Below are 26,276 nucleotides of genomic sequence, written 5' to 3'. Positions count from 1 at the left end.
TCAGGGCGCGGGGTCGTCGTCGCAGGGGGCGCAGGCGTCGGCCTTGACCGCGCCGCGCTCGCCACGCGGCAGGTCGGGGCCGACCGTGCTGTCGATGCCTGTCTGCGCCTCCAGTTCGGCGTCCATCAGGCCGCCCAGAAGCACCACGAAGGACGAGATCCACAGCCACAGCAAAAGCACGATCACGCCGCCGAGCGCGCCGAAGGTCTCGTTGTAGGAGCCGAGCGTCTCGACATACCAGCCGAAAGCGGCGGTCAGGCCGACCCACAGGAGGCAGGCGACGACGCCGCCGGGCGCGAGCCAGCGCCACCGCGCGTTGCGGCGCGACGGGCCGTAGCGGTAGAGAACGGTGAAGGTGGCCGCAGCGATCGCGATCAGGACCGGCCAGCGCAGAAGCTCAGACAGGTTCTGGAGGCCCTCGGCGTTGCCGAGCAGCGAAAGCGCCACGGGGATCACGGCCACCACGATCAGGGCCAGCGTCAGCGCGATCATCATGAAGACCGTCAGCGCGACGTGCAGCGCCGTGAGGTGCAGGATGCCGCGCTCTTCCGTCTCGCCGTAGACGAGGTTCAGACCGGCGACGAGGTTGGCGATCCCCCGGCTCGCCGAGAAGACGGCAAGCCCCAGCGCGCCGAGTGCGGCAAGGCTCAGGCCGCTTTCCTCCGCACCGGCGACCGAGTTCACCTGGCCGATCAGGATCGAGCGCGCGGAGGCGGGCAGGGCGGTCACCGAGGCCTCGAGCTGCGCGGCGACGGTGTCGGGCTCGATGACGAGGCCCGCGATCGCGAACAGCGCCGCGATGCCGGGAAAGAGTGCGAGAAGGCCGAAGAAGGCGATCCCCGCCGCCACGAGGCCCACGCGGTCGGGGCCAAGCCGCGCGAAAACGCGCCTGCCGGCCTCCAGATAGCCGCGCCACGTCATCGCGGCGGGGGATCGCGCGGCCTGACCTCGCCGTTCGGGGCCTCGCCGTTCGGGGCCGCGGGTGTCGTCCGTGGTCGCGGTTTCGCTCAAGGTCTGGTCCTCGTGCCGTCTGCGGTTGGCGTGAAAACGCATGGCGCAGGAGCGCGGTTCCGACGCGTGGGATGGACGCCGCGCCCCCGCATGCAAAGCGCCCCCGGCCGAGGGGACAGGCCGGGGGCGAGTGGCAACATCAGCCGAAAGGGGACTGATCAGCTGACGCTGCCAACCTTCTGCCGCTTCGCCTCGGACTTGGCGGCCTCGGAGACGCGGCGCGCGGGGTCGTCCTCGGACGGCGGGCCGCTTTCGAGGGTGTCCTTCACCGCGGACTTTCCTTCCGCCACGGCGGCCTCCGCCACGCGGCGGACCTTCTCGACCTCCTCGCGGAAGATACGGTCCGCCTCGTCCATCATGCGGTCGCGGTAGCGGCCTATGGAATGGTTCTCGGTCTCGGTCCGGGGCAGCGACGCGCCAAGCGCGGCACCGAGCCCGAAGGCGATCACGCCGAGCATCAGGGGATGTTCGCGCGCGTTGCGCTGGGCGTATTCGGCGCCGTGGCGCATCCGCCGCTCCACCTCGTGCTGGGCCTCGATGGCGGCGAGGCGGGCCTTCACGACGCGGTGGCGCGCCTCCTCGGGTAGATCGCCGAGGCCGCTGCGCAGGTTCGCCCGGAGCGACTCGGCCGAGTGGCGCATCCGTTCGCGCATCCTGCGCGCCCGTGCGCTGGCGCCGGTTCCCTGGTGCGAGTGGCCTTCGTGCGGGTGGATGGCTGGGTCGTGCATCTCGCTCTCTCCTATGGCTTGCTTGCGGGCGGCCGCGCGCTCGGTCGCGGCCATGCGTTCGTCGAACCCGGCCATGCGCGGCTCGGGATCGGAGAGGCCCGGCGCGGTCCGCCGGATCCTCGGGTCATAGTCTGCGTGCGAGGGCCCGGGTCCGGCGTCCGTGCCGGGTTCGGTGTGGCCCCCGCCGCGCCGGCGGCCCGTGCCGCCGGGTTTCGCGATCCCCGTGACGAGAAGCGCGAGGCCGCTGCCGATGAGGCCCATGGCAACCGGGTTGTGCCGTGCCGTCTCGATTGCGGCCTCGGCGGCCCTGCCGCCCTCGCGCTCCACCAGGTCGGCGGCATAGTCCACGATCCGTTCGGGCGAGAGCCGCCGGTCGAGCGCTTCGAGGCTCTCGCGCAGCTCGGCCCGCGTGCGCTCGATGTCGCGCTCGATCTCGTCGGGGTCTTTCCTTGCGTCATCCATGACGGCCTCGCATCGTCGGGTCCGGCCTGCGCCCCCGGAGGAACGCATTCGTGGCGTGATGGGTGGGCATCAAACCGTTTCCCAGGGGTCGCTGCCGTAATGCGTGCCATAATCCGCCGGACCGGAGTCTTCTGTGCCGTGACCGCCGTCGGAGCGTTCGGACGCCTTCAGCATGCGGGCCGCGAGGAACCCGAGGACGGCCGCGCCGCCGAAGAACACCAGCGGCTGGCGGCGAGCGAAATCGGTCACGTCGTCGGCCACATGGGCGAGGTCCGCGTCGCGCACGGTGCGCGCCGCCGCGCCGAGCTGTTCGGCGAACTGGTCTGCCGCGTGCCGCGCGAAGCTGTCTTCCTCGAACGCTTCGCCCGCCTCGCGCAGGCGGTCGGCCTTCTCGCGGGCCGTTTCGGAGGCCGCGTCGCGGGCGTTCTGCGCCTCTTCGGCCACGCGCTCCTTCGCGGTATCGAGCATGGACTTGCCCCCGCCCGATGTCGTGGAGCCCTCGCCGCGGCTTTCGCGGCTGTCGTGGTCCGAGGTGTCGGTTTCCGGCGGCGTGCGGTTGATGTCGGCCATCGTCGCGGATTGGTCCGGTTTAGCCATCATGCGTCTCCTTCGGGGCAGTGCGGCCGGCTGGCCGCTCGTGTGTCGATGCGTTTCGGTGAGGTGTCTTTCCGTCGGGGATGAAACGGCGGCGACTGGGCTTTGTTCCCTCAATCGCGATCTCCGCCAAGCGCGGCGATCCGCCGTTCCAGCACCTCGCGCTGGCTCTGCAGGATCTCGCGCAGGCCTCGATGCCCGGCGGCGGCTTCGATCGCCTCGCCGTAGGCCGCGACCAGCCGCCGTTCTCCGTGCACGATCAGCGAATGTCCGGGCCGCCCTTCTTCGAGCTCGCTTTCAGGCGGGTGGTCGGGCGGGCCTGGCGGAGCATCTTCGGCCGCGCGCACCGCCGTCCTGACGGCCGCCATCATCGCGCCGACCTGTTCAGGGCGGCCGCCCATCGCCTCGATCTCGGTCAGAAGGGCGGCCGCGTGGCTCTCGTGGACGGCGATGGTGGCGCCGATCAGCTCGCGCAGGGCGTGGTCGCTCCGCCCCTCCGCCGCCCGGTAGCGCCGGATCGCGTCCGTGATCTCGGTCGTCAGCTGCGAGAGCGCGGCGGTGGGATCGTGGGTGTCGACGGGCATCGCGGCCTCCGGCTGGGGTGCACCGGTTCAACCCGGCCGTGCGGAAGGCGGTTCCTGACGCGTCACGCCGGTGCCACTTCGCCCCGTGTTGGCGCCATGTTGGCGCGCCGCGAAAAAATTTCGGAAACTTTCATTTGCAGGGGAACCGGCGGGGGCATCGCCGGTTACGCCAGTGTCGATGCTTCTTGTCCCTCAGCATCGACACCGCGGTCGGTCGTGGATTTCAAGACTGGTCGTGTGACGTTACTCCCCCTGTGGCCGAGAGCTCATGCTCTCGGCCATTTTTCGTGGCGGCGCCCTCGCGTCCGCGCGGTCATGGCTTTGGCGGCTATCGGGAGAGGGGGTCAGGCGGCGTGGCCCGTGTGCGCCCTGAATTCCAGCACGAGGCTATATTCCCGATCGTTCGCATCGACCCTGAGCCTGCCGGCAAGCTGCGAGGCGAAGGCCTCGATCAGCCGTGCGCCCAGGCTCGATCCGTCGATCGCCGTCTCGTGCCGGGGCTCCTTGCCGCGGGTGTTCGTCACCGTGAAGACCACCTTGTCCTCGTCGCTGCAGACCAGGCTCACGGCGATGCGCGGGCGATCGCCGGACGGCGCGCCGAGATGCTTGGTGGCGTTCGTGACCGCCTCGGTCGCCAGCAGCGACAGCGGCACGGCCTGATCGGGGTCGAGGTTCAGCGGGTCGAGGTCCACGACGACCTCGACATCCGCCGAACTCGGCAGGCCCACGTTCATCACGCCGTCTATGATCTCCGCGAGCAGCCTGTCGGCGCGCACGCAGTCGAGGCGCGACCCCGAATAGAGCGCCTTGTGGATGGTCGACAGGCTCATCACCCGGTCCTGCACGCGGGCGAGGATCCGCTTGGCGTCCGGCGAGGCGATGTTGCGGATCTGCATGTTCAGGATCGACGCGATCAGCTGCAGGTTGTTCTTCACGCGGTGATGGACCTCGCGCAGAAGCAGCTCCTTCTCGCGCACGTTCTCCTGCAGGGTGTTGCGGTCCTCGGTGATGCGGTCGACCATGGCGTTGTAGCTTTCCGCGATCGTCTGGAACTCGCGCGGGGCATCGGCGCGCATGACGAAATGCATTGCGTTGTGGTCCGACCGGAACCGCCGCATCCGCCACGAGAGGCGCCTGAGGTTCTGCAGGACGAGCGAGTTCACGGCGAGATAGGCGACCACGGTGGTCGCCAGCCACATCAGGATCGGAAATCCCGGCGCGACGTGGCTGCCGAAGAAAGACACCGAGGCGGGACGGGTCGCTTCCCCCCAGATGCCCGCGACGAAGATCCAGTCCTCGATCAGCGGCACGAGCGCGACCGGCCAGAGCTCGCCCTCGGAGTCGGGAAGCTCGACCAGCCGGCCGTCGGCCGGCACCTGAAGGTTCTCGGGGCGAAGATCGATCCGTCCGAAAGCCCCGGTCGAGGTGGTTCCGGTGTTCGAGGCGAGGATGCCGCCATCGGGCGACACGAGCGCGAGGGCGACATCCTGCATCGCGGACTCAAGGAGGGCCTCGGTCAGCCATTCGGGCGTAGACACCGCCTGACCGCCCAGAAGCGCGCCGGTATCGGGATCGAGGATCGGCACGAAGGCCACGAGGACAGGCTGCGCGGACACGTCGCCCCGCTGGGTCACGAAGGCTGTGGGGCGCGGATCCTCGACGAAGCTCCGCCACGCGACGGTATCGGTGTAGTCGATCGTTTCGCCCGAGCTTGTGCACCTCATCCGTCCGTCAAGCTCGATGAAGCCCGCGAAGGTGTAGTCGAGGCTCGCGTCCACGAAATGCGCCATAGTGGCGATGCAGTCCCGGGTGTTCGAGCCCTCCTGGTAGGCTGCGGCGCCGAGGCCCTCGCCCGCCCCGAAGGCGCGCTGGAGGATGCTTTGCAGTTCGGCCGCCGCCCGCACGGTCCGCGCCAGCACGTCGCGTTCGGCAAGGCGTTCTGCCTCGTTGACCACGCGCACGGTCTGATAGACCGCGATGCTGCCGATCGGCAAAAGCGCGATCGACAGGAACACGATCAGCCGCGTCCTGAGCGAGCTGAACCAAAACTTGCCGACCGGTATCCTGCCTCTCATGGTTTCGGGCCCACTGCCTCTGGTCCGGGGTCCCGCCGCTCATCCCGGCGCCTTGCGTCCTTAGCCCGACGGCGGCGCGTTCACGACGCCAAGCGTCGCCGCGTCCGTCAGTTCCATGCTCTCGCCGTCCTCGAGCCCCATCAGTTCGGCAAGGCGTTTGCGGCCGCGATTGGCCCGGCTCTTGATGGTGCCGACCGCGCAGTTGCACATGTCCGCCGCCTCTTCGTAGGAGAAGCCGGACGCACCGACAAGGATCAACGCCTCGCGCTGCTCGTCGGGCAGCTTGGCGAAGGCGACCCGAAAATCCTTCATCGCGAGGCGCCCGTCATGCTCGGGCTTCTCCGAGAGCTGCGCGGCGTATTCGCCATCGCCATCGGCGACCTCGCGGCCACGCTTGCGGTGCAGCGAGTAGTAGGTGTTGCGCAGGATCGTGAACAGCCACGCCCTCAGGTTGGTGCCGGGCTGGAACTTGTCGATGTTCGACCACGCCTTGACGATCGTGTCCTGCACAATGTCGTCGGCCGTCGCGCTGTTGCGCGAAAGGGACATTGCGAAAGCGCGGAGGGCGGGCAGGTGATCGACGATTTCCTCTCTGGGATCACTGGCCATCCTGATCCTTTACTGCGGGCTGCGCTTCTACTGCGGGCTGCGCTTCCGATTCCTTCAGTTGGCGGATCAGGTCGGCGAACCTGTCCGGCACCTTGTCGTTCAGCGCCTCGTTGTAGACGCGGCGCAGGTTTTCATCGATCTGCTGGTTCACGGGGGACTTGCTCTGGTCTTTTGCCATTACGTCAGGTCGTCGGTCCGATCGGAAAAAATGCAATCCACACTGGAACCTTCGGCGCGCCGATTGGTTCCATAAAAAATTGCGTGGAGTGACGGCATGGACAAATCAACAGGAAATGCTGGCCTGAGCGATGCTCTGGCCACCGAAATTCCTTATCTGCGACGCTATGCGCGCGCTTTGACCGGATCGCAGGAGGGTGGGGACCGCTACGCGGCCGCCACGCTCGAGGCGATCGTGGCAGACCCGAAGATCGTGGACAGGGGGCGGTCCACCAAGATCGAGCTGTTCCGCTGCTTCCACGAGATCTGGACCAGCTCGGGCGCGCTCGTGGAGGACCCGGAGTTCTCCGAAAGGCTTCTGGAGCAGCGCGCGCAGTGGCGCCTCGCCGGCCTGAGCGCCAATTCCCGCGAGGCGCTGTTGCTCAACGCGATCGAGGGCTTCGCGGTGCCGGGGGTGGCGCAGATCTTGTCGATCTCGAATTCCGAGGCGGAGGAGCTGATCGACCGGGCCCGCGAGGAGATGGGTCGCATGGTCAAGGGCGACGTGCTGATCATCGAGGACGAGGCGATCATCGCGATGGACCTCCACGCCATCGTCGAGAGCATGGGCCACAACGTCACCGACATCGCGCGCACCCGTGACGGCGCCGTGCGTCTCGGTGAGGCGACGCGGCCCGACCTGATCCTCGCCGACATCCAGCTGGCCGACAAATCCTCGGGGATCGACGCCGTGAACGACCTGTTGCGGACGCTCGGCGACGTGCCGGTGATCTTCATCACCGCCTTCCCCGAGCGGCTTCTGACCGGCGAACGCCCCGAGCCCGCGTTCCTGATCACCAAGCCCTATTCCGAGGAGCAGGTGCGCGCCGCCGTGAGCCAGGCGATGTTCTTCGCCTCGACCGAGGGCCTTCTGCAGGCCGGCTGAGGCCGCGCCTTGCATTCATTCGGATCCGCGGCCGGAGCTTCCGGCCGCGTCCTTCGTCGTTCGGGGCCGTGGAGCCCGGGGAGAATTCCGTGAAAAGCGAAGAAGACGCGATCCGGGACGCCGGCAGGCTGTCCTCGAGGATGATCTACGAGGTCATCCGCCGCGACGGCGAGGAAGAACTGCACCGGCCGAACGCCTCGCTGATCTGGTCGGGAACGGCCGCGGGCGTCCTGATCTCGTTCTCGGTCCTCGGCGAGGCGATCCTGCGCAGCCACATGCCCGAGACGAGCTGGCGCTACCTGATCGAGAACCTCGGCTACAGCTTCGGATTCCTGCTGGTGATCCTGGGCCGGATGCAGTTGTTCACCGAGAACACGATCACGACGGTCCTGCCGCTCGTCGCGCGGCGCGACCGCGAATGCCTCATGCTGGTGCTGCGGCTGTGGCTCCTGGTGCTGGCGGCCAACGTGATCGGGGCGGCCGCGGCGGCGGCCTTCTTCGCGTGGTCCGGCGCCTTCTCCGAGGCGATCCTGCACACGATCGGCGAGCTGTCGATACATGCGACGGGCTTCCCGCCCGGCACTGCGTTCCTCAAGGCGATCCCCGCGGGCATCCTCGTGGCGGCCATCGTCTGGATGATGCCGGCCCAGCAGGGCAACGAGGTGCTCGTGATCTTGCTGTTCACATGGCTGATCGGGGCGGGCGATTTCACGCACATCATCGCGGGCAGCGTCGAGATGTGGTTCCTGCTGTTCACCGGCGGGCTGGCGCCGGGACCCGCCGTCCTGAAATTCTTCCTTCCCGTGCTGGCCGGCAACGTCGCCGGGGGCACGGCCGTCTTCGCGCTTCTGGCGTGGGGACAGGTGCGCGCCGAGGTGGAGGACGGCGCCTGACGCCGGAACCCGCCCCCCGCCGCGCGCGTTTCCATCACCCGAACCGAGGAGAGCATTCATGTCGTCACCGAAGACCAATATCGAGACGCAGGCCAAGTGGCACCGCGGCCCCATCATGGGGATCACCGTGGGGCTCGTGCTTGTGGCGCTGATCGCGATAGCGGCCATCCTTTGGGGCGGTTTCCCCCTGGAGGAGCAGGCCGCGCCCGACGGCGCGCCAACCGAGACGATCGAGCCCGGAACCGGGGCGGCGCAGGACGGAGCCACCGGGACGGACACCACCACGCAATGATCGCGCCGCGGCGTGCCTTGCGCCGTCCCATGCGGCCATGCGCGTGACCCAACGGAACTGGAGTGGTGGAAAATGCTGGAAATCGGCGGGCTTGGCGGCCTCATCCTGCTGGTGCTCGACCTCTGGGCGATCGTGTCGATCCTCGGCTCGAAGGCGGGCACCGGGGCAAAGGTGCTGTGGTGCCTGCTGGTGGTCGTCCTGCCGCTGATCGGTTTTCTTGTCTGGCTTCTGTTCGGGCCCAGGGCGTCCTGAGGAACGTTAAAACCGCACGCGTCTTCGATTGGCAGGAACCCCGATCGCCCGGCTCCCGTTGTCACCCCGGAACCGACTGAAAGGAGCAAACACCATGCTTGGATGGGCAATCGCATTCCTCATCATCGCGCTGATCGCGGCGCTGTTCGGATTTGGCGGCATCGCGACGGCATCGGCCGGGATCGCCCAGATCCTGTTCTTCATCTTCATCGCACTGTTCGTGATCGCACTGGTCGCGCGCGCGGTGCGCGGACGCTCGCCCTAGGGCGTCCTGACCGTTCCTTCATCGATGCCCGTTTCGCGGGCCGCCACGGGCGGGCCGACAGCGGGCGATTGAATGGATCTGCACAAGGCGTCCGGCGTGGCCGGGCGCATCATGACCAACAAGGAGAAGACACATGGACCGCGACTTGATCGAAGGCAAATGGACCGAAATCAAGGGTCGCCTGCGGGAGAGCTATGGCGAGCTGACGGACGACGAGGTCGAGGCCGCCAAGGGTGACCGCGAGCAGCTCGAAGGCCTGATGCAGCAGAAGCTGGGCAAGACGAAGGACGAGGCGCGCAGCGCCGTGGACGACATCCTGTCGAAGGTGTGAACGATGAAGGATCATTCACCGCAAGACGGCAAGGCCGCCCGCGAGGCGCTGTGGAAGCACCTTTCCGATGAGCGGGTGGCCATGCTGCGCGTCAAGGGAAGCGACCAGCATCCGCAGCCGATGACGGTCTTCGCGGATGCCGATGGCGGGACCGTCTGGTTCATCACCTCCGCCGACACCGACCTGTTCCGGGCCATCGGGCCGGGCGCGGAGGCGGAGCTGACGCTGCAGGCCGACGGCAACGGCTATATCGCAAGCCTGTCGGGGCGCCTCGACCCGTCGCAGGACGAAAAAAAGCTCGACGAGCTTTGGAGTTTCGCGGCCGCCGCGTGGTTCGAGAAGGGCCGCGAGGACCCTTCGGTGCGGCTGGTCCGCTTCACCCCGCGCGAGGCGTCGGTCTGGGCGTCGCGCAACAACCCGGTCATCGTGGGGCTGAAACTGATGCGCAGCGCCATGACCGAGGGCGATGCCGACCCCGGCGTGGGGACGCATGACGTGTTCAGGCTGGACCTCGCCGCGTGACGGCGGAGCCACATGGAAACGACAGGGGCGGGGCATCTTCGGATACCCCGCCCTTTTTTTGCCCGTCCGCCGGGACTGTGGCCGGCGTCCCATGCATCGATAACCCGCGTCAATGCGGATGCGGCGTGGTCTTGCTACCCGGGGTCCCGGCGGCCGCGCCCCCCCGCTGGCCGCGTGCAGAACGCGGGGACGCCCGGTCCCGGACGGAAGGATGTCAGGCGATGAGCGACAGGACTGGTCCCCACGCGGGAGGGATGCCGCAAGGTCTTCCGGGCGGAAGCGGGTGGCGCACCGGCGGGGGGGGGGACGCGGCATGACCGACCTCGGCACGCGCAACGGCGGGATGCTGCGCCGACACCTCGAGGCGCGAGGCGTGCGCGGCGAGGCCCTGATCGCCGCCGTGGAGGCGGTCCCGCGCGAGACATTCCTGCCCGCCCACCTCGCCCACGCCGCCTCGTCCGACGCCCCCCTCGAGATCGCGATGGGCCATGTCGCGCCGCCGCCGGGCGTCGTGGCCGAGATGATCGAGGCGCTGGATCTTCGCGGCGGGGAGAAGGTGCTGGAGATCGGCGCGGGCACCGGATATCCGGCGGCGCTCCTGTCGCACCTGGCGGCCGAGGTCTTCCTCATCGAACGCCATGGCGAGCTTGCCGCCAAGGCGGCCGCCGCGCTGCAGGATGCGGGCTGCTCAAACGTGCGCGTCCTCCACGACGAGGGAACGCATGGCTGGGACGAAGAGGCGCCGTTCGACGCGATCCTTGTCTCGGGGGCCGTGCCCGAGGTTCCCGAAACGCTGAAGTCGAGGCTTGCGCCCGGCGGCCGTATGGTCGCCGCCGTGGGGCCCGACGCGCGCTCGCAGGAACTGGTGCGCGTGACGCGCCACTCCAACGGCCGCTTCGTGCAGGAGGACATCGCCGACGTGCGCTTCGTCCCGCCGCTGGGGGACCAGCACATCGAAGGCGAGCCGCCCCCGCGCGAGGCGCCGGCGCACCGGCCCCGCGCGGAGCGCGATCTGCCCGCGCTGATCCGCGCCCATGGCGAACCGTTCGACACGATCGAGGATGCTCCCCTCGACGGACTGATCGAGCGCATCCGCGATGCGCGCGTCGTCCTCATCGGGGAGGCGAGCCACGGCACGCGCGAGTTCTACGCGCTTCGCGCACGCATCACCCGCCGCCTGATCGAGCAGAAGGGCTTTGACATCGTCGCCGCCGAAGCCGACTGGCCCGACGCCGCGCGCATCGACCATTACGTTCGCCATCGCGAGGCGCCCCCCTCGGACTGGGAGGCTTTTGCGCGCTTCCCCACATGGATGTGGCGCAACGAGGAGGTGCGCGCCTTCGCGGACTGGCTGCACGACTGGAACGCCAAACGGCCCGAGGAGGCGCGGACGGGGTTCTACGGTCTCGACCTCTACAGCCTGTTCACCTCCGCGCAGGCGACCATCGACTACCTTGCCGACGTCGATCCCGACCTCGCCCGCGTGGCGCGGGACCGCTACGGCTGCCTGACGCCATGGGCGACCGACCCGGCGGCCTACGGGCGCGCGGCGCTGACGGGCAGCTACAGGGACTGCCGGAACGAGGTGGTGGCGATGCTGGCAGACCTGATGCGGCGGCGCTCGGACTACGTCGCGCGGGACGGCGCGCGCTTCTTCGACGCCGCGCGGAACGCCGCGCTCGTGGCCAACGCCGAGCGCTACTACAAGGTCATGTATTACGGCTCGCGGGCGTCGTGGAACCTGCGCGACGACCACATGTTCGAGACGCTGGAGACGATCCTCGCACACCACGGTCCGGCTGCGCGGGCGGTGGTCTGGGCGCACAATTCGCATGTCGGAGACGCGCGCGCGACCGAGATGGGCCGCCGCGGCGAACGCAACATCGGCGAGCTTTGCGCGCGCGGCTTCGGGCGGGACAGCTATCGCATAGGCTTCGGCACCGACCGCGGCACCGTGGCCGCGGCGACCGACTGGGACACTCCGATGGAGGTCATGCATGTCCGCCCGGCGCACGAGAACAGCTACGAGCGGCAGTTCCACCTCGCGGGGCTGCCGGGCCTGATCCTGCCGATGCGTGCGGGCAGCGAACTGGACGTGGCGACTGCGCTGTCCCACCCCCGGCTGGAGCGCGCCATCGGCGTGATCTACCGCCCCGATACGGAGCTTCAGAGCCACTATTTCGAGGCCGAGCTGCCCCGCCAGTTCAACGAATACATCTGGATCGACCAGACGGAGGCGGTCCGTCCGATCGAGACGGGGCGCCTTGCGGGGATGCCCGACACCTATCCCTTCGGGACGTGAGGCGTATCCCTTCGGGACGTGAGGCGAATGTCCGCCGCTCTCAGGCCGCGCGTTCGCTGCGGGCGCGGGGCGCGGCCTCCCGCCGGGCAAGCTCCTGGCGGATCGTGAGAAATGCCATGACGTCGCGCAGCGTCAGGATGCCTGCCAGCACGCCGTTCTCGGCGACCAGAAGGCGGCTTGTGCGGTTGGACTGCATGACACCCAGCGCATCCTCCGCCGCCATGCCGGGCGCGACCACGGGCACGCGCCCGCCGCCCTCGGGCAGGATGTCGCCCGCCCTCAGTTCCGCGCGGTCCGCCGCCGGAATTCCGCCGACGTCCTCGATCCGCAGGCAGCCCGCCAGCCTGCCGTTGCGCGTGACGGGGAACATCGTGTGGTGGTGGCGGTAGAAGTAATCCTCGATCACCGAGGTGAGCGGCGTGCCGGCGTCGATGCTGATCGGATCGCGCACCATGAGCTGGCCCACGGTGCGGTTCTCGAGCCCGGTGCGAAGCGTCATTTGCGCCTCGGACGATCCTGCCGCGCTGATGATGAACAAGCCGATCAGCGCCTGCCAGATCCCGGCGACCGAACTTCCGCCGATCAGGTTCGCCACGCCGAGCATGATCAGCAGGACCCCGAAGAACCGGCCGAGGCCCGCCCCGATCCGCGTGGCCTTCGCGTAGTCCCCGGTCCAGCCCCAGACCGCCGCCCGAAAGACGCGCCCGCCGTCCAGGGGAAAGGCCGGCACGAGGTTGAACACCGCGAGGATCAGGTTGATCAGCGCGAGATACCCGAAAAGCGCCTCGGACAGCTGTCCGGGCGAAAGCAGCGACACCGCGTAGAACACGCCCGAGAGCGCGAAGCTCATGATCGGGCCCGCGATGGCCATGAAGAACTCGGATCTCGCGCTCGGCGGTTCGTTCTCCATTTCGGCCACGCCGCCGAAGATGAACAGCGTGATGCCCCGCATCGGGATGTCGAAGCGGCGCGCGACGATGGCGTGGGCGAATTCGTGCAGGATGATCGAGGCGAAAAGCCCCAGCGCGCCGGCCGTGCCAAGCCACCATGCCGTCGCGGGCTCGAGCCCCGCGACGATTTCGGGGAAATATCCCGTTGCAAGCGACCACGTCACGAGCACGGCGATGATGAACCACGACAGGTCGAGGCTGACCCGGAAGCCAAGCAACGTGAAGAGCTCGAACCGTTTCGTAAGCATGTGCCCCCTCCCTTTCGGCGCCCCCTGCGCCCTTGAAAGCTGCCGGACGGCGCCCGCGCCCGAAGGGTCAACCCCGGGCGCACGGGCCGGGTTCCGGCACACGTTCGCCAGCCCCTTATGACGCGCAGGGCGACGCCCGGCCTTGACCGTGATCATGCCGCGCCGGGGTCGGGCGGTCCTTGCCGGCGTTCGGCGGCAAGCCGCGCAGGGGCCTGCGAGGGCCTTTCCGTCTTAACCTGCGCTAATGCGCGGGGCCTTTCGCGCCCCGAAGCAGGTGTCTGGCGTCCCCGAATCCGGTCGGGCCGGGCAGGGCCGCAAAGGGCGCGGGACCGAAGGGCGGCCAGGGACGCGCGCAGGGGCCTGGACCGCAACGCGGGACGGCCTCTGGCGCCTGAGCAGGAGGCGGCGACGATGAGGGTCTTCAAGTGTCTTGCGTTCGCCGTGCTGGCGCTTGGGCTTCTCGCCCGTGCGGGCGGCGCGCAGATCGCGGTCGGGCCGCTGGGCGAGGGTCACGGCGATCTCGAGGGCGTCGTCATCATGTCGCTGCTGCCGGATTGCGAGCTGGCGCTGGGCGATCTCCAGCTTGGCGACGTCATCACGCACATCAACAAGCAGTCGATCTCCTCGCCCGAGGAATTCGAGGCGCGGATGGCAGCGGCGCCGACGATGGTGGCCTTCACCGTCAGGCGCGACAGCACGGAGTTCCGCGTCGTCGCCCGGCGCGTCACGGCCACCCCGCCGCGCCCGCGCCGGAAGCGCCGGCCCGGTGGTCCGCGACATGGCGCGCAAGGCGGGACGACGCCCCGGACCGCGGGGCGCGGCCGAGGACGTTCCGGCCGGATACGCGGCCTTCGCCACTGCAAAAGCGCGCTTCGGGCGGCACATTGATCTTCGTCAAGGCTGAAGGTCCGCGGATCGTTTTCAATCCATGCGCGAAGTTCTCGTGGAACCATCTCGTGAACTGATCGGTTGCTTCACGAGAACCCCGAGGCCTTTGCGGCTGCAATGGTTTTCGCCAGCGGGATTGGAGGTCGTCGTGGATCGGACAGTTTCAACCGAACGTAGCACTCTGCCGTTGCCCTTCTGGAACCTCAGGGGCGCAAGCGCGGCCGAGGCGCTGGTCAGGTTGACCGACGCGTCGATCCAGAACGTTTCCGCGGGCAAGGTTCTGGAGGTCGCCGGCGAACCTACGGCCTATGTCTACTTCGTCATTTCGGGCTGGCTCGTCAGTTCCAAGTCGACGTCGGACGGGCAGCGGCACATCGTGGACTTCATCCTGCCCGGCCAGTTCTGCGATCCCGGCTCGGCGCGGATCACGCAGACCGCGACGGACATCTGCGCGCATACGCGGGCCGAGCTTGCGATCATGCGTCGTCGCGACTGGTCCCGGCTTCTGGAGCGGAGCCCCGAGTTCCAGACCCTCGTGAACCGCCACGTCGCGGCGCGCTGCTCGGGCATGGCCGAGCGGATGTTGCGCCTCGGCAAGGCCAATGCCGAGACCCGCATCGCCTACGCGATCTGCGAGCTGTGCCTGCGCGCGCACGACACGGGGCCGCTCAACGGGCAGAAGTTCCACCTTCCGCTGACGCAACAGGCGCTGGGCGACTACGTCGGCCTGTCGTCGGTCCATGTCAGCCGCACCTTCTGCCGCTTCAAGCAGCACGATCTCGTGACGATCAGCGACCACATGGACATCATCATCCACGACGTCGACGAATTCGCGGCGATCGCCGAGGTGGACATCGAGGCCCTCCGCGCCGAGATCATCGCCTGACACTCCTCGCCTGACGGGCGCGCGCCTTCGCGGTTTCGGCGGCTCTGGGCGAACGCCCGTTCTTGCGGTGGGCGGTCGTGCCCGGCTCTCCGTTCGCACTGTTGCGCGAACTTGCGCGCACCGTTCCTTTCACATGCAATATTTAACACCGGTTAAGGCCGCTGTTCCGGGACGGTGAGACGCTTGGCGCAGTCACGCTGCCGACTCGTCACCAAGGGGGGGGAATGCCATGGGACACATCCGTGTGGAGCGCGCGACCGGCGCGAAGAATCTCTATTTTTCGCTGTCAGCCCAGGTTTCGGACAGCCTCGGCCCAAGCCCGCGCGACTCGCTCGCCGCGCTGGTGGCATACGGGCTGAACGATGCCGAGATCGCGGAATACCTCGGCTTTCCGCGCGAGACGGTGACGCACCTGCGCCTTCTGTGGGAACTTCGCGACGACCGATAGAACGGGTGCTGGAACGGGCGCCTTGACCGGCGCCGGCGTCAGCAGATCCCGGCCTCCTTGCCGATGATGGCGGCATGGGTGCGGTTCTTGGCGTCGAGCTTGCGGCACAGCGTCTTCGCGTGAAGCTTGATCGTGACCTCCTGCAGGTCAAGCTCGCGGGCGATCTCCTTGTTGGAGAGGCCCCGGCACAGACCTTCGAGGACCTGCATCTCGCGCTGCGACAGGACCCGGGCCAGCGGCGTCGCGGCCTCGGTCTCGTCGGCGTTGAGGAAGTCGTGCGGAACGTAGGTCTCGCCCATCGCCATGAACTTCACGGCGTTGGCCAGCGAACGGGCGGGCATGGTCTTGGGCAGGAAACCGACCGCGCCCGCGTCGATGGCGGCCTGCGCCACGTTGCGCGGCGCCGTGCCCGACATGATGGCGACCGGGCCGCCGCCCGACAGCGCGATCGCCCGGCCCAGACCGTCGAGGCCGTTCATTCCCGGCATCGAGTAGTCGAGCAAGACGAGGTCGTAGCCGCCGCCGGTCTCGATCAGGCTGCACGCGTCGTCCAGCGAGGCGCAGGTATCCACCTCGAAATCGCCCTGCGCCGTCAGGAAGGCGCCGAGTGTCTCCCGCACGAGCGCATGGTCGTCAGCCAGCAGCAGTCGCATCGATCGCTCTCCGTCCCTTGAGGGCCGCCTTGGCGACGGCCCGGCCAAACTGCTCCAGATCCACGGGTTTGGAAAGGATCGCCGCGACCTGCCCGTGCACGAGGCGCGGGTCGGTCAGCCGCCGCGCCAGCGCCGTGACGACAAGGACCGGAAGATCGGGCGAGGCCCGATGCAGCCGTTCCGCAAGCGCGCCGCCGTTCATCACCGGCATGTCGTAATCCGTGATCACCGCGGACCAGGCGTCCGGGTCCTCGGTGACTGCTTCGATGGCATCCTCGGGGGTGCCGCAGATCGCGACCTCGGCGCCGCAGGCTTCGAGGTAGCTGGCCATCACCGCGCTCACGTCCTCGTCGTCGTCGACGATGATCAGCGTCGTGCCGGCAAGATCGGCGGGCGGTTCGGCCTCGGGCGCGGCCGGGGCGGGGGCCAGCGGCGCCATCGGCCAGAAGACCGACACGGTGGAGCCGTCTCCGGGCGCGGAGCGAAGCGCGACGGCTCCGCCGAGGCTGCCCAGCTGAACCGCGACCGTGGCAAGCCCCAGGCCGCTGCCCGCCCGGCCCCGCGTGGTGAAGTAGGGCTCGAAGGCGCGGGCGCTGGTTTCGGCGTCCATGCCCGCGCCGGTATCGCTGACCTCGATGCAGGCATAGATCGCCTCGGGGTCGAGGGGTCCGGACACGACGCCCGACACCTGCGCGCCGCGCCGGCGGGCGAAGCGGATCGCGATCCGCCCCTCCTGCGCGCCGATGGCGTCGCGCGCGTTCAGCACGAGGTTCACGACGATCTGGCTCAGCATCCCTGGATGTCCGCGCAGCGTCATCGGCCGCGCGGGCGTCCTGAGATCGAGGTCGATCCGGCGCGGCAGGCTGGGCCGCACGAGCGCGGGCAGGTCCGACAGCGTCGAGCCGAGGTCGAAGGCGCCCTCCGTCTCGGAGGCGGTTCCGATGTCGAGCAGGCGGTTGGTCAGCCGCGCGGCCTGCGCGCCGGCCGCCGCGATGCGATCGAGATGCGGCCGCGCGACCTCGGGCAGTCCGCCCGCCATGGAGATGAGCGTGGCCGAGCCGTTGATCGCGGACAGAAGGTTGTTGAAATCATGCGCCACGCCCGCCGTCAGCTGCGCGACCGCTTCCTGCCGCTGCAGGCGGATCAGTTCGCGCACCATCTCCTGTTCGCGCTCCTTTCGGGCGAGCGCCTCGGTCAGGTCCCGGATCACGATGACGGACCCGCCCGACTCCAGCGGGGAGCGCGTGACCTCGTGCGTGAGGCGTCTGCCGTCCTCGTGGCGCTCCAGAATGGCATGGAAGGGGTCGTCTGCGCGTGTGCGCCCCGCGTCCGGGTAGGCCTCGTGCCAGGTTCTGCCGAAGCCGCCGTCCGACCCCCCGAAGCCCAGAAGGCTTGCTGCGGCGGCATTGCGGTAGGTCAGCCGCCCTTCGTCGTCGGTCACGGCGATGCCGTCGCTGGCCGCCTCGATCGCCGCCAGCCGCTGCGACAGAAGCCGCTCCGCCGTCTTCATCGCCGTCACGTCCGTGGCCGAGACGACGAGGCCCCCGTCCCCGAGCCGGCCGGCGCGCAGCAGGACCGTGCGCGCGTCCGGCAGATCGACCTCGCGCCCGCCACCGGGCAGGGCCGCCAGCTCGGCGAGGTCCGCCTCGCGCAGAAGGCGCGTCACGCGCCCAGGCATGTCCGTCGCGCGCGACAAGTAGCCCTCCCAGTTCTCGGCGAAGGTCGTGCCCGGGGTCCAGCCGGTGGCCGGGGCCGGGAAGATGCGCGGAACCGCGGCATTGGCGAAGGCCACGCGCCCGTCCGCCTCCACGATGAGAAAGGCATCCTCGGTCACGGCGAGCGCGTGTTCCATCCGGGCGCGCAACCGGTCGCGGTCGTTGGCGGCCTCGACGCGCTCGGTCACGTCGACGCATGTGGACACGAGGTTGCGCAAACGCCCCGCGGCGTCGTGCACCGGGAATAGCGTCAGCTCGTTCCAGAACACCTCGCCCGTCTTGCGCCGGTTGCGCAGAAGGAAGGTGCCCCCGCTGCGCGAGGCGACCGCAGCGCGCAGCCGAGCGCGCTCGGGCGCGTCGTGCTCCTCGGCGTTGAGGAACCGGCAGTTGCGCCCGAGGATCTCGGCCGAGCGGTAGCCCGACAGGGCCTCGAAGGCGCGGTTCACGTAGATCAGCGGGGCGTCGTCCCGCGTGGCGTCCGCGATCGCCACCGCCGAGGACGACCCCGAGACGGTGGCGGCCAGAAGATCCATCTCGGCGGCCATCCGGCTGTTCCGGAGGGCCTGCGCGGCGATGTCGGCGAGGCGAAGCGCGAGGTCGAAGGCGGTCTCCGCGAAACGGCCGGGGGCCTCGCGGAGGATCATAAGGACGTGACCGTCCTTCGCCGGCGCCACGATCAGGCCGCCCGGGTCCGCGACGCCGAGCGCCTCTGTCCATGGTCCGGTCAGCGCGGGCTCGGCCACGTTGCGCGCCTTCGCCAGAAGGTCGCCGGGCGGGTGGAAGGACCTGCCGATCCTGTCGGGGCGGTTGGAGGCCGCGACCTCGCAGGCGCCGTCCGCGCCGGGTGCGGCCACCAGGCAGAGGTCGGCGCCGGTTCTGGCCCGCAGGCAGGCGAACAGCGTGGCGAGCGCCGCACCCGGGCTCGCTGCCGTCGAATAGGCTTCCAGACACTCCAGAAGCGTCCGGGTATCGTCGTGAATGCGCGCTTCCCTGTCTCGCAGGACCTGCAGTTCGAGAAGGGCTTCGCGCAATCGTTCGTCGTCTGCCATACGCTCAACCGATTTGCCGATGCTCCGATGAAAAACACCGGATCATGGGAATTCCGTGTCGGATTCCGGACCTAAGCGGGGCGGAGCGCCCGTCGCGGCATGACGATGCGGCAGCGAGGGCGACGCCGATCCCTGCCGCCAAGGCAAGTCCTGAAGCGCGGCAAACCGGCCTGCCGGGGTCGGCGTGGCGTCATGCCTGCGGTTTCACCACGGTTTCACCACGTCGGCCACCGGTTTTCGCGATAGGAAGAGCAGGCCGGGAAGAACGGTCACGATGAAGACGAGGCCGAAGGCGACACTGGCCGCGAGGCCTGCGCTCGCGCTTGCGCCCGCCAGCGGGAACAGCGCCGCCGCCGCCCCCTCGCGCAGGCCCCAGCCGCTGACGGTCAGCGGGATCAGCATGGTGAACAGGATGATCGGCACCAGCCCCAGCACCTCCGACAGCTCCAGACGGACGCCCACCGCCTCGGCGCAGAAGGCGAAGGCCCCCAAAATGCAGACGGTCGTCCCGACGCTGAGGGCGACCTGCCGCGACAGGACCCCGCGCGCGGCAAGCGCGAGGTGAAGCTTGCGCCAGAAGCTCGCGGCGCTTCGGCCGACGGCGCCGGGCAGGCGCGCGGCGCCGAGAAGCACGATCGGGGAGGCCGCGCCGCCCAAGATCAGAAGCGCGACCGGCACCGCCAGCCAGCGCGGCCATTCGAGCCCGCCGGGCATGGCGATCGTGGCGATGAAGGCCGCGGTCATGGCGAGGAACATGGCGACCTGGCCCGCCAGCCTCTCGAACGCGACGGCGAGGCCCGAGGCGAGAAGGCCCGCCTGACCGCGCGCGCGCAAGGCCCGCCCCGCGTCGCCGATCATGCCGCCCGGAAGCGACTGGTTCACGACCTGCGCGAGGTAGTATTCCCGCACCGCGTGGCCCCGCCCCAGCGAGATGCCCAGCTGCGCCGCAGTCAGGCGCCAGCGGAGCGCGGAAAGCAGGGTCTGCAGCGTCAGGGCGAGGAATGCGGCCGCAAGCCACGGCCATTCGGCCGAGGCGAGGCTGCGCGCCGCCGCGGGCCCGTCCGCCGCACGCCACAGGAAGGCCAGCAGCGCCGCGGCCATGGCAAGCTGCGCCACGCGCAGCGCCCATCGGGGGATCTGCATACCGAACAGCGTCAACTGCCGCTCCTTCGTGGCGCGCCGCTGGTCCATGCCTCGAGGATCATGTCGCGCATCCGGTCCATGCCGCGCACCTCTCCGTCCGCCGCGGGGACGAGGCCGCGCCGCCACCCGAACTCCGCGGCTGGCGCCACGAGGCGTTCGGGCCCGATGACATGCACCGGCACGTCCGGCCGCTCGTCGAGCGCGACGAAGCCCGCGGCCTGGTGATCGCCGACCACGATCATCAGCGGCGGGTCGTCCGCGTGACGCGCGGCATAGTCGAATACGGTCCTGAGCGCATAATCCACCGCCTGACGATACTGGTCGCGCACTCTGTCACGGTCGCGCCATACCACGTCCGGCGGGTCGCCCGACAGGGCCATTTCATTGAACGCCGTGCCGTCTCCGACCTCGTCCCAGTCGATGAGGTCGGGCACCGGCACCCACGGCGCGTGCGACGATCCCAGCGCGATCTGCACGAAGAGCGGTTCGTCGCGCGGCCGGTCGCGCAGCAGCCGGTCCAGCGCCGAGAGCGTGAACTGGTCGGGCATCGTCACCCAGTTGAACGGCAGGCCCTCGTATCCGAGATCCGCGGCGGCGAGCACGGTGTCGAAGCCCATGAAGGCGGCCTCGGGCCAGTCGAGCGTGATCTGCGGCATCACTGCTGCGGTGTGAAAGCCCGACCGCGCCGCGACGTGGAACAGCGTCTCGCGCCCCGAGGCGAGGGCCGCGCCATAGCTCGTCTGGTTGTCGATCCAGAGGCCGTTGGCGAAGGTGCCGTGCGACAGCCAGCTCTGCCCGCCGCGCGTCGGCGCCCGCAGGAAGCCCGAGCGCATCGAAACGCCCAGTTCCCCGAGCCGCGCCTCGGCCCGCGTCAGCGTCTCGCGGTGGGTCGCGGCGAACAGCGGCGTGTCGATGCTGGTGCGCCCGTAGCTTTCGACGAAGACGATCAGCACATCGCGGTCGATGACGTCCAGAAGACCCTCGGCCCCGGCGAAGGGGTCGCGCGCGGCCGCCACCGAAAACGCGCGGAGCCGGTCGAGCGTGGCCTGCGCCATCCCGATCCGTTCGACGCCGACGCGCGCGGTGAAGGCCGCGCCCGGCGGCGTGACGGGAAGCGACCAGCGGCCCATCGCCTCTCCGACCTCGGCGGTGGCGACCCCGGCGAAGACGAACGCCGCGACGGCCGAGGAGCGGGCCACGCCGCGCCCGCGGCCGATGCCCGCCCAGACCCCCGTCGCCCACCACAGAAGCCACGCGGCGGCCCCCGTGGCGGCGAGCGCCCCGGCGACGGCCGAGACCGTCAGCGCCGCGCCCGCCGATCCGTGAAGCAGGCGCAGGCCCGCCTCGACGAGGGGCAGGTCGGCCACCGGGTTGAAGCCGCGCCCCAGCGCGGTGAACATCGCGAAGTCCGCGACCTTCAGGACCGCGATGAGCACGAGCGCCGCGACAAGCGCCACGCGCAGCGCGCGAGCGGGCCACCCCGGCCCGAAGGCGACCAGCGCCGCAAGGATCACCGGAAGCTCGAGCGGAAACACGAAAAGTGCGCCCCAGGTCATCGCGGCGGGGTGGTTCGGCTGCACCAGCACCAGGTGAAGCACGGCGGCGGCGAGGATCAGGCGCAGGATCTGTCCCGCCCGGTTCGGCGGCGTCCCGCCGGCCTTTGCCGCCGTCACGCCCGCGCCTGCCGAAGCCAGATGACGTCGCGCGCGAAGGACCACGCCAGCGCGCCTGCCGCAAGGGTCACGAGGCCTGCGGACAGGCCCTGCGGCACGATCGGAAGCTGCAGCACGATCAGCGTCGCAAGCTGCACGACGCAAACCGCCTTGCGGCTGAAGCGTTCCGGCAGGTCGCGCCGAAGCCACGGCAGCACAAGGCCGGCCGCCCCGAAGACATAGCGCGGAAGGCCCAGCAGGATCACGGCGGCGGGGGCGTTTCCGCTGGTCCATGCCATCGTCGCGAGGATCAGCCCGAGAAGCGAATCCACCTCCATGTCGAACCGCGCGCCGAAGTGCGAGACGAGCCCCTGCCGCCGCGCGAGCCAGCCGTCCGCCCCGTCGAGCGACAGCGCGACAACGGCCACCGCGAAGAGGCCCCAGCCCGGCCCGGTCCCGGCTACCAGCGCGGGCACGAGCGAGGCCGCCAGCACGAGGCGCAGCAGCGTCACGAGGTTGCACAGGCCCACGACCGGGTGCGGATAGCGGCGATGCATTTCCAGCGCGGCCGCGAAGGCCGCCGCCGCGTAGACCGCCATGCCCGCCGCAAGGCCCGCCCCGAACGCGCCGTCCCAGCCGGTCAGCGCCGCCGCCAGGACGAGCGTAGCGACCGCGCCCGCAAGCGCGGCGCGCGCGAAGTCGCCCGCCGGTCCCTGCGCGGGCAGCAGCGGCAAGCGGCGATGCGCCGCGCGGGTCCGGTCGAAATTGGTCAATGTCATTTGCGTGACATTAGCACGGCAATGCTTCAGTCAAGGTCCACGGGCAGCACTTGAAGGCCCCTGAGCGCAATTTAGCTCAAGCAAGGTCAGATCCGGGAGGCGCGCATGACCACGACACCCGTCGGCTACGGGACCACGGCACGGCTTTTCCACTGGTCGATGGCGGTTCTGGTGCTCGCGACCATACCCGCGGGCTTCTTGATGGTGCAGGAGGGGCTCGACCGCTCGCTTCAGAACGCGCTCTTCATTTTCCACAAGAACGTCGGCGTCCTGCTGCTCATTCTGATCGTGGCGCGCGGGGTCCATCGCCTGAGGCGCCCCGCGCCGCCCCTTCCGGCCGGGATGCCGGGCTGGCAGGTCCGCGTGGCGGGCGCGACGCATGGCGCGCTTTACGGCCTGCTCTTCGTGATGCCGGTCGCGGGATATGTCCGCGTCAAGGCCGGCGGCTTCCCGATCGAGACGCTGGACGCCATCGGCCTGCCTTCGCTCGTGCCGCGTTCGGACGCGCTGGCGGCGGCGGCCAAGGCCGTGCATTTCTACGGGGCGCTCGCCCTCGCCGCGGTGGTGGCGCTGCATGTGGGCGCGGCCCTGCAACACGCCATTCTTCGCCGGGACGGCGTCTTTTCGCGCATGTGGCCGCCAGTTGCGCCGCACCGGCGCTGAGGGACTTGCCCAACGACGCGGCGGCGATAGGTCTGCGGCATCGTTTGCCCGCGCCGGGCGCCTGAAGGAGCCCGCAAGGGGCCGGATCCGTAATGTCACTCGTCGAAAGCGTCGTCCGCTCCGCTCGCCCGTCGCAGCGCCTCCTGGCCGCGCGTCCGGGCGCTCGCGCGGCCTTCTTCTGCCTCTGCACGGCACTGGCGGCCTGCACGGTCGCCGCCTTCGCCCTGTCCGTCGAGGCATGGGACGGGCTCGCGTTCCTCGCGCTGGCACTGGTGGCGATCTCCGGGCTCTGGATCGCGGGGGGCGCGGCGACCGCTATCGTGGGTCTCGCCACGCCCGCGGGACGCGTCGCGGAAGTGCCGGCGGCATGGATGCCCGAGGGGCAGACGGCGATCCTCGTGATGCTCTGCGGCGAGGATGCGGCCCCGCTGGCGCGCCACCTGGCCGAGCTTGACCGCGGCCTGCGGCGGGTCGGGCTTTGCGCATCGACACGCATTTTCGTGCTGTCCGACACCTCGGGCGCGGCCTCGATCGCGGCCGAGGAGAGCGCATTGCGCGACCTCGTGGCCTCGGGCCGCGTGACCTACCGCCGCCGCCGCGAGAACACCGGCAAGAAGCCCGGCAACGTCGCCGACTGGCTCGCCCAACATGGTGAGGCATTTGCCTACATGATGGTCCTCGACGCCGACAGCCGCCTCAGCCCCGGCCGCGTCCGGTCGATGATCCACCGCATCGAGACGCGCCCGCGCCTCGGCCTTCTGCAGTCGGGCATCGCGCTGGTGCCGGGCGACAGCCGCTTCGGACGCCATCAGCGCGTGTCGGCGCGGCTTCTTTCGCCCAACTTCGGGCGCGGCTTCGCGGCATGGACGGGAGACAGCGGAAACTACTGGGGCCACAACGCGGTCATGCGCGTCGCGGCGTTCCGCGCGGCGGCCGACCTGCCGCGCCTCTCGGGCCCCGCGCCCTTCGGCGGCCCGCTTCTGAGCCACGACTTCATCGAGGCGGCGTGGATCCGCCGCGCCGGATGGGCCGTGCAACTCGACCCCGCGATGGCCGGCAGTGCCGAGGGCGCGCCGCAGACGGTCGAGGACTTCCACCGCCGCGACCGGCGCTGGTGCCAGGGCAACCTGCAGCACCTGCGGCTTCTGGCGGAACCGGGGCTGGACCCGATCAGCCGCTTTCACCTCGTCGCGGGGGTTATAAGCTACCTCGCCGCCCCGATCTGGCTGGCGCTTCTGGGCCTCGTGGCGTCGGGCGCCGTGTCCGTGTCGGGGGTGCTTCCCTTCGCCACGGTCGCGCTTGTCCTCGCCTTGCCGAAGCTCTGCGCGCTGGCCGTCCTGTGGCGCCGGGCGCGGACGCGCGGCAGGCGGGGCGTGACCCTCAGGGCGTGGCTGGGCGAGCTTGGCGTTTCGGCCATCATCGCACCGCTCGTCATGGTGCGGCAGACGGCATCGGTCCTGTCGGTCTGCATGGGTCGCGATTGCGGCTGGAAGTCGGGCCGCCCGTCGCGCCTGTCGCTGCCGCGCGGGGCGGGCGAGATGGCGGCAGGGCTGGGCCTTGCCGCTCTCGCGCTGACGGCGGGCGGTGGCGCGCCGCTCTGGCTTGCCCCCGTGCTCCTGCCGCTCGTCGCGGCCCCGGCGATCGTCCGGGCGCTCGACCACGGCGCCGCATGAGGCGCCGGCACTTCCTCGGCTCGGCGGGGGCGCTTCTGGCCGCGCCCGCCTTCCGCGCGGCTGCGCAGACGGGACCCTTGTCCCTGCTGGAGGCCGCGCGCGCGCTGGCCGCGCAACCCTACCGCGCTCCCTCGACGCCGCTTCCGCCGCCTTTCGCGGGTCTCGACTACGATGCCTATCGCGGCATCAGGCCGCTTCCCGGGCGCGCCGCGCTGCTTCCGCACGGGCCGGACTACGCGGTCGATCTCCTGCCGCCGGGCCTGTTCTTTCCCGATCCGGTGCGGATCGAGCTGTCCGGCGCGGAGGGCCTGCGCGAGGTTCCGTTCTCGCCCGGCCTCTTCAGCTTCGACCCCCGCTATTTCGGCGAGGTGCCGCCCCAAGCCCCCGGCGCGGGGTTCTCGGGGCTGCGCCTGCGCCATCCCCTCAACGCGCCCGACGCCATGGACGAGGTCCTGGTGGCGCAGGGGGCGAGCTACTTCCGCGCCATCGGCCGGTCGATGGTCTACGGTCTGTCCGCGCGGGCCGTGGCGCTTGGAACCGGCGGCCCGTCCCCCGAGGAGTTTCCCCGTTTCACGCAGCTGCGCCTGCACCAGCCCCGCGACGGGCGCGTCCGCCTCGAGGGGGTGATCGACGGCCCCTCGCTTGCCGGCCACATCGAGATGGAGCTTGCGCCGGGCGCCGAGACCGTCATGCGGATCGCCGCCACGATCCTGCCGAGACGCGAGATCGCGGACATCGGCATCGCGCCGCTGACGTCGATGTATCTCAAGGGGCCGCTGCGCGCGTCCGTCTCCGACGACTTCCGTCCTCGCGTCCACGACAGCGATCTTCTGTTCATCGAGAACGGGGCGGGCGAGCGGCTTTGGCGGCCGATCTCGAACCCCGCCCGGCTCCAGACCTCCGCCTTCGTGGACGAGAGCCCCGTCGCGTTCGGCCTGCACCAGACCGCCCGGAGCTTCGAGGACTACGAGGACACCGAGGCGCGCTACCACGAGCGCCCGAACGCCGTGGTGCGCCCGGAGGGCGGCTGGGGGCGCGGGGCGGTTGTTCTGGTCGAGATCCCGACGGGCGACGAGTTCATGGACAACATCGTGGCCTTCTGGCGCCCCGAGACGCCGCTTGGCGCGGGCAGCGAGCATCGCTTCGACTACCGGCTGACATGGACGCTGTCGCCGCCCGAGGCGGGCCGCGCGCCGCGCGTCCTGCAGACCCGCAGCGGACGCGAGCACGACCGGCCGGGCACGCGGCGCTACGTCATCGATGTCTCGGGCCCTGCGGCGGGGCTTGCGGCCGTGGTTTCGTCGGGCGGCGGGGCCGCGACCTCGGGGTTGAGCGTCTTCGACCTGCCCGGCGCGCGCGGCGCGCGGGTGACGTTCCTGCTGACGCCAGGCGACGTCGCGGCCGCGGACCTGCGCCTTTCGCTGCGCCGGGACGGAGGGGCGTCCTCGGTCTGGCTTCACCGCTGGACCCGCGCCCGCGACGGAGGTGTCTGACAAGGGCGTCTGAG

At 70.0% G+C, this 26,276-nt stretch carries 27 protein-coding genes; 14 read left to right on the top strand and 13 right to left on the bottom strand.

Annotated elements, in window-relative coordinates:
• The 7 genes from P6F26_RS05090 to P6F26_RS05060 form a co-directional block, all read right to left on the bottom strand.
• Nucleotides 1-1,011, bottom strand: coding sequence for a YihY/virulence factor BrkB family protein (locus tag P6F26_RS05090; RefSeq protein WP_278027567.1), 1,011 nt, complete (start codon nucleotides 1,009-1,011; stop codon nucleotides 1-3).
• 158 nt (nucleotides 1,012-1,169) lie between these two features.
• The gene (locus tag P6F26_RS05085; RefSeq protein ID WP_278027566.1) at nucleotides 1,170-2,201 is read right to left on the bottom strand and encodes a DUF3618 domain-containing protein; all 1,032 of its coding nucleotides are present in this window, start codon (nucleotides 2,199-2,201) and stop codon (nucleotides 1,170-1,172) included.
• Between the two features lie 69 nt (nucleotides 2,202-2,270).
• The gene (locus P6F26_RS05080) at nucleotides 2,271-2,798 is read right to left on the bottom strand and encodes a hypothetical protein (protein ID WP_278027565.1); all 528 of its coding nucleotides are present in this window, start codon (nucleotides 2,796-2,798) and stop codon (nucleotides 2,271-2,273) included.
• A 110-nt stretch (nucleotides 2,799-2,908) separates the two neighbouring features.
• Nucleotides 2,909-3,379, bottom strand: a complete 471-nt coding sequence (locus P6F26_RS05075; RefSeq protein WP_278027564.1) for a DUF2383 domain-containing protein — start codon at nucleotides 3,377-3,379, stop codon at nucleotides 2,909-2,911.
• A gap of 344 nt (nucleotides 3,380-3,723) precedes the next feature.
• Nucleotides 3,724-5,454, bottom strand: coding sequence for a sensor histidine kinase (locus tag P6F26_RS05070; protein WP_278027563.1), 1,731 nt, complete (start codon nucleotides 5,452-5,454; stop codon nucleotides 3,724-3,726).
• Nucleotides 5,455-5,514: 60 nt separating this feature from the next.
• The gene (locus P6F26_RS05065; RefSeq protein WP_278027562.1) at nucleotides 5,515-6,063 is read right to left on the bottom strand and encodes an RNA polymerase sigma factor; all 549 of its coding nucleotides are present in this window, start codon (nucleotides 6,061-6,063) and stop codon (nucleotides 5,515-5,517) included.
• A complete protein-coding gene (locus P6F26_RS05060) occupies nucleotides 6,053-6,241 on the bottom strand; it encodes a NepR family anti-sigma factor (RefSeq protein ID WP_430736720.1) in 189 nt (62 codons plus the stop codon). The genes P6F26_RS05065 and P6F26_RS05060 overlap by 11 nt, the downstream gene beginning before the upstream one ends.
• A gap of 96 nt (nucleotides 6,242-6,337) precedes the next feature.
• Here P6F26_RS05060 and P6F26_RS05055 point away from each other — a divergent pair, with 96 nt between their 5' ends.
• From P6F26_RS05055 to pcm, 8 genes are all read left to right on the top strand, one after another.
• Entirely contained in the window at nucleotides 6,338-7,165 is an 828-nt protein-coding gene (locus P6F26_RS05055; RefSeq protein WP_278027560.1) for a response regulator, read from the top strand.
• A 140-nt stretch (nucleotides 7,166-7,305) separates the two neighbouring features.
• Nucleotides 7,306-8,058: a formate/nitrite transporter family protein gene (locus P6F26_RS05050; RefSeq protein WP_430736721.1), complete on the top strand. Its 753-nt coding sequence runs from the start codon at nucleotides 7,306-7,308 to the stop codon at nucleotides 8,056-8,058.
• A 58-nt stretch (nucleotides 8,059-8,116) separates the two neighbouring features.
• Complete coding sequence (locus P6F26_RS05045; protein ID WP_278027558.1) at nucleotides 8,117-8,350, top strand: hypothetical protein; 234 nt, start codon at nucleotides 8,117-8,119, stop codon at nucleotides 8,348-8,350.
• A 72-nt stretch (nucleotides 8,351-8,422) separates the two neighbouring features.
• Nucleotides 8,423-8,602 (top strand): PLDc N-terminal domain-containing protein, encoded by a 180-nt coding sequence (locus tag P6F26_RS05040; protein WP_278027557.1) that lies wholly within the window; start codon nucleotides 8,423-8,425, stop codon nucleotides 8,600-8,602.
• A gap of 94 nt (nucleotides 8,603-8,696) precedes the next feature.
• Nucleotides 8,697-8,867, top strand: a complete 171-nt coding sequence (locus P6F26_RS05035) for a DUF1328 domain-containing protein (RefSeq protein WP_278027556.1) — start codon at nucleotides 8,697-8,699, stop codon at nucleotides 8,865-8,867.
• A gap of 133 nt (nucleotides 8,868-9,000) precedes the next feature.
• On the top strand, nucleotides 9,001-9,198 hold the full coding sequence (locus P6F26_RS05030) for a CsbD family protein (RefSeq protein ID WP_278027555.1): 198 nt from the start codon (nucleotides 9,001-9,003) through the stop codon (nucleotides 9,196-9,198).
• A 3-nt stretch (nucleotides 9,199-9,201) separates the two neighbouring features.
• Nucleotides 9,202-9,720, top strand: coding sequence for a pyridoxamine 5'-phosphate oxidase family protein (locus P6F26_RS05025; protein WP_278027554.1), 519 nt, complete (start codon nucleotides 9,202-9,204; stop codon nucleotides 9,718-9,720).
• A 313-nt stretch (nucleotides 9,721-10,033) separates the two neighbouring features.
• On the top strand, nucleotides 10,034-12,022 hold the full coding sequence (pcm, locus tag P6F26_RS05020; protein WP_278027553.1) for a protein-L-isoaspartate O-methyltransferase: 1,989 nt from the start codon (nucleotides 10,034-10,036) through the stop codon (nucleotides 12,020-12,022).
• 40 nt (nucleotides 12,023-12,062) lie between these two features.
• Here pcm and P6F26_RS05015 read toward each other — a convergent pair whose 3' ends face one another.
• A complete protein-coding gene (locus P6F26_RS05015; RefSeq protein WP_278027552.1) occupies nucleotides 12,063-13,220 on the bottom strand; it encodes a site-2 protease family protein in 1,158 nt (385 codons plus the stop codon).
• Between the two features lie 411 nt (nucleotides 13,221-13,631).
• Here P6F26_RS05015 and P6F26_RS05010 point away from each other — a divergent pair, with 411 nt between their 5' ends.
• The 3 genes from P6F26_RS05010 to P6F26_RS05000 all read left to right on the top strand — a co-directional run bounded on the left by P6F26_RS05010 (nucleotide 13,632) and on the right by P6F26_RS05000 (nucleotide 15,442).
• Nucleotides 13,632-14,108 (top strand): PDZ domain-containing protein, encoded by a 477-nt coding sequence (locus tag P6F26_RS05010; protein ID WP_278027551.1) that lies wholly within the window; start codon nucleotides 13,632-13,634, stop codon nucleotides 14,106-14,108.
• 187 nt (nucleotides 14,109-14,295) lie between these two features.
• On the top strand, nucleotides 14,296-14,994 hold the full coding sequence (locus P6F26_RS05005) for a Crp/Fnr family transcriptional regulator (RefSeq protein WP_278027550.1): 699 nt from the start codon (nucleotides 14,296-14,298) through the stop codon (nucleotides 14,992-14,994).
• A 229-nt stretch (nucleotides 14,995-15,223) separates the two neighbouring features.
• Nucleotides 15,224-15,442: a hypothetical protein gene (locus tag P6F26_RS05000; RefSeq protein WP_278027549.1), complete on the top strand. Its 219-nt coding sequence runs from the start codon at nucleotides 15,224-15,226 to the stop codon at nucleotides 15,440-15,442.
• Between the two features lie 38 nt (nucleotides 15,443-15,480).
• Here the strand turns inward: P6F26_RS05000 and P6F26_RS04995 are convergent, their stop codons facing one another.
• From P6F26_RS04995 to P6F26_RS04975, 5 genes are all read right to left on the bottom strand, one after another.
• Nucleotides 15,481-16,095: a response regulator transcription factor gene (locus P6F26_RS04995; protein ID WP_278027548.1), complete on the bottom strand. Its 615-nt coding sequence runs from the start codon at nucleotides 16,093-16,095 to the stop codon at nucleotides 15,481-15,483.
• Nucleotides 16,076-18,859: a PAS domain-containing hybrid sensor histidine kinase/response regulator gene (locus P6F26_RS04990; protein ID WP_278027547.1), complete on the bottom strand. Its 2,784-nt coding sequence runs from the start codon at nucleotides 18,857-18,859 to the stop codon at nucleotides 16,076-16,078. The genes P6F26_RS04995 and P6F26_RS04990 overlap by 20 nt, the downstream gene beginning before the upstream one ends.
• Before the next feature lie 204 nt (nucleotides 18,860-19,063).
• The gene (locus P6F26_RS04985; protein ID WP_278027546.1) at nucleotides 19,064-20,050 is read right to left on the bottom strand and encodes a lysylphosphatidylglycerol synthase transmembrane domain-containing protein; all 987 of its coding nucleotides are present in this window, start codon (nucleotides 20,048-20,050) and stop codon (nucleotides 19,064-19,066) included.
• Nucleotides 20,014-21,675, bottom strand: coding sequence for a sulfatase-like hydrolase/transferase (locus tag P6F26_RS04980; RefSeq protein ID WP_278027545.1), 1,662 nt, complete (start codon nucleotides 21,673-21,675; stop codon nucleotides 20,014-20,016). Before P6F26_RS04980 ends, P6F26_RS04985 begins: the two co-directional genes overlap by 37 nt.
• Nucleotides 21,672-22,433 (bottom strand): CDP-alcohol phosphatidyltransferase family protein, encoded by a 762-nt coding sequence (locus P6F26_RS04975; RefSeq protein ID WP_278027544.1) that lies wholly within the window; start codon nucleotides 22,431-22,433, stop codon nucleotides 21,672-21,674. Before P6F26_RS04975 ends, P6F26_RS04980 begins: the two co-directional genes overlap by 4 nt.
• 105 nt (nucleotides 22,434-22,538) lie before the next feature.
• Between P6F26_RS04975 and P6F26_RS04970 the strand changes: the two genes are divergently transcribed.
• From P6F26_RS04970 to P6F26_RS04960, 3 genes are all read left to right on the top strand, one after another.
• Complete coding sequence (locus P6F26_RS04970; RefSeq protein WP_278027543.1) at nucleotides 22,539-23,096, top strand: cytochrome b; 558 nt, start codon at nucleotides 22,539-22,541, stop codon at nucleotides 23,094-23,096.
• A gap of 92 nt (nucleotides 23,097-23,188) precedes the next feature.
• Nucleotides 23,189-24,769, top strand: a complete 1,581-nt coding sequence (gene mdoH / locus P6F26_RS04965; RefSeq protein WP_278027542.1) for a glucans biosynthesis glucosyltransferase MdoH — start codon at nucleotides 23,189-23,191, stop codon at nucleotides 24,767-24,769.
• Entirely contained in the window at nucleotides 24,766-26,262 is a 1,497-nt protein-coding gene (locus P6F26_RS04960) for an OpgD/OpgG family glucan biosynthesis protein (protein WP_278027541.1), read from the top strand. Before mdoH ends, P6F26_RS04960 begins: the two co-directional genes overlap by 4 nt.
• Nucleotides 26,263-26,276: the final 14 nt, after the last annotated feature.

The sequence above is a fragment of the Roseicyclus salinarum genome, assembly GCF_029624655.1.
GTDB classification, from domain to species: Bacteria; Pseudomonadota; Alphaproteobacteria; order Rhodobacterales; family Rhodobacteraceae; genus Roseibacterium; species Roseibacterium salinarum.
Note: the sequence above shows the minus strand (reverse complement) of the source record. Positions and strands in the feature narration are given on the sequence as shown.

What these genes read in the sequence shown, in the direction of transcription:
- P6F26_RS05085 (WP_278027566.1), bottom strand. Translation starts at nt 2,201, where the DNA reads ATGGATGACGCAAGGAAAGACCCCGACGAGATCGAGCGCGACATCGAG.
- P6F26_RS05080 (WP_278027565.1), bottom strand. Translation starts at nt 2,798, where the DNA reads ATGGCTAAACCGGACCAATCCGCGACGATGGCCGACATCAACCGCACG.
- P6F26_RS05075 (WP_278027564.1), bottom strand. Translation starts at nt 3,379, where the DNA reads ATGCCCGTCGACACCCACGATCCCACCGCCGCGCTCTCGCAGCTGACG.
- P6F26_RS05070 (WP_278027563.1), bottom strand. Translation starts at nt 5,454, where the DNA reads ATGAGAGGCAGGATACCGGTCGGCAAGTTTTGGTTCAGCTCGCTCAGG.
- P6F26_RS05065 (WP_278027562.1), bottom strand. Translation starts at nt 6,063, where the DNA reads ATGGCCAGTGATCCCAGAGAGGAAATCGTCGATCACCTGCCCGCCCTC.
- P6F26_RS05060 (WP_430736720.1), bottom strand. Translation starts at nt 6,241, where the DNA reads ATGGCAAAAGACCAGAGCAAGTCCCCCGTGAACCAGCAGATCGATGAA.
- P6F26_RS05055 (WP_278027560.1), top strand. Translation starts at nt 6,338, where the DNA reads ATGGACAAATCAACAGGAAATGCTGGCCTGAGCGATGCTCTGGCCACC.
- P6F26_RS05050 (WP_430736721.1), top strand. Translation starts at nt 7,306, where the DNA reads ATGATCTACGAGGTCATCCGCCGCGACGGCGAGGAAGAACTGCACCGG.
- P6F26_RS05045 (WP_278027558.1), top strand. Translation starts at nt 8,117, where the DNA reads ATGTCGTCACCGAAGACCAATATCGAGACGCAGGCCAAGTGGCACCGC.
- P6F26_RS05040 (WP_278027557.1), top strand. Translation starts at nt 8,423, where the DNA reads ATGCTGGAAATCGGCGGGCTTGGCGGCCTCATCCTGCTGGTGCTCGAC.
- P6F26_RS05035 (WP_278027556.1), top strand. Translation starts at nt 8,697, where the DNA reads ATGCTTGGATGGGCAATCGCATTCCTCATCATCGCGCTGATCGCGGCG.
- P6F26_RS05030 (WP_278027555.1), top strand. Translation starts at nt 9,001, where the DNA reads ATGGACCGCGACTTGATCGAAGGCAAATGGACCGAAATCAAGGGTCGC.
- P6F26_RS05025 (WP_278027554.1), top strand. Translation starts at nt 9,202, where the DNA reads ATGAAGGATCATTCACCGCAAGACGGCAAGGCCGCCCGCGAGGCGCTG.
- pcm (WP_278027553.1), top strand. Translation starts at nt 10,034, where the DNA reads ATGACCGACCTCGGCACGCGCAACGGCGGGATGCTGCGCCGACACCTC.
- P6F26_RS05015 (WP_278027552.1), bottom strand. Translation starts at nt 13,220, where the DNA reads ATGCTTACGAAACGGTTCGAGCTCTTCACGTTGCTTGGCTTCCGGGTC.
- P6F26_RS05010 (WP_278027551.1), top strand. Translation starts at nt 13,632, where the DNA reads ATGAGGGTCTTCAAGTGTCTTGCGTTCGCCGTGCTGGCGCTTGGGCTT.
- P6F26_RS05000 (WP_278027549.1), top strand. Translation starts at nt 15,224, where the DNA reads ATGGGACACATCCGTGTGGAGCGCGCGACCGGCGCGAAGAATCTCTAT.
- P6F26_RS04995 (WP_278027548.1), bottom strand. Translation starts at nt 16,095, where the DNA reads ATGCGACTGCTGCTGGCTGACGACCATGCGCTCGTGCGGGAGACACTC.
- P6F26_RS04990 (WP_278027547.1), bottom strand. Translation starts at nt 18,859, where the DNA reads ATGGCAGACGACGAACGATTGCGCGAAGCCCTTCTCGAACTGCAGGTC.
- P6F26_RS04985 (WP_278027546.1), bottom strand. Translation starts at nt 20,050, where the DNA reads ATGGACCAGCGGCGCGCCACGAAGGAGCGGCAGTTGACGCTGTTCGGT.
- P6F26_RS04975 (WP_278027544.1), bottom strand. Translation starts at nt 22,433, where the DNA reads ATGACATTGACCAATTTCGACCGGACCCGCGCGGCGCATCGCCGCTTG.
- P6F26_RS04970 (WP_278027543.1), top strand. Translation starts at nt 22,539, where the DNA reads ATGACCACGACACCCGTCGGCTACGGGACCACGGCACGGCTTTTCCAC.
- mdoH (WP_278027542.1), top strand. Translation starts at nt 23,189, where the DNA reads ATGTCACTCGTCGAAAGCGTCGTCCGCTCCGCTCGCCCGTCGCAGCGC.
- P6F26_RS04960 (WP_278027541.1), top strand. Translation starts at nt 24,766, where the DNA reads ATGAGGCGCCGGCACTTCCTCGGCTCGGCGGGGGCGCTTCTGGCCGCG.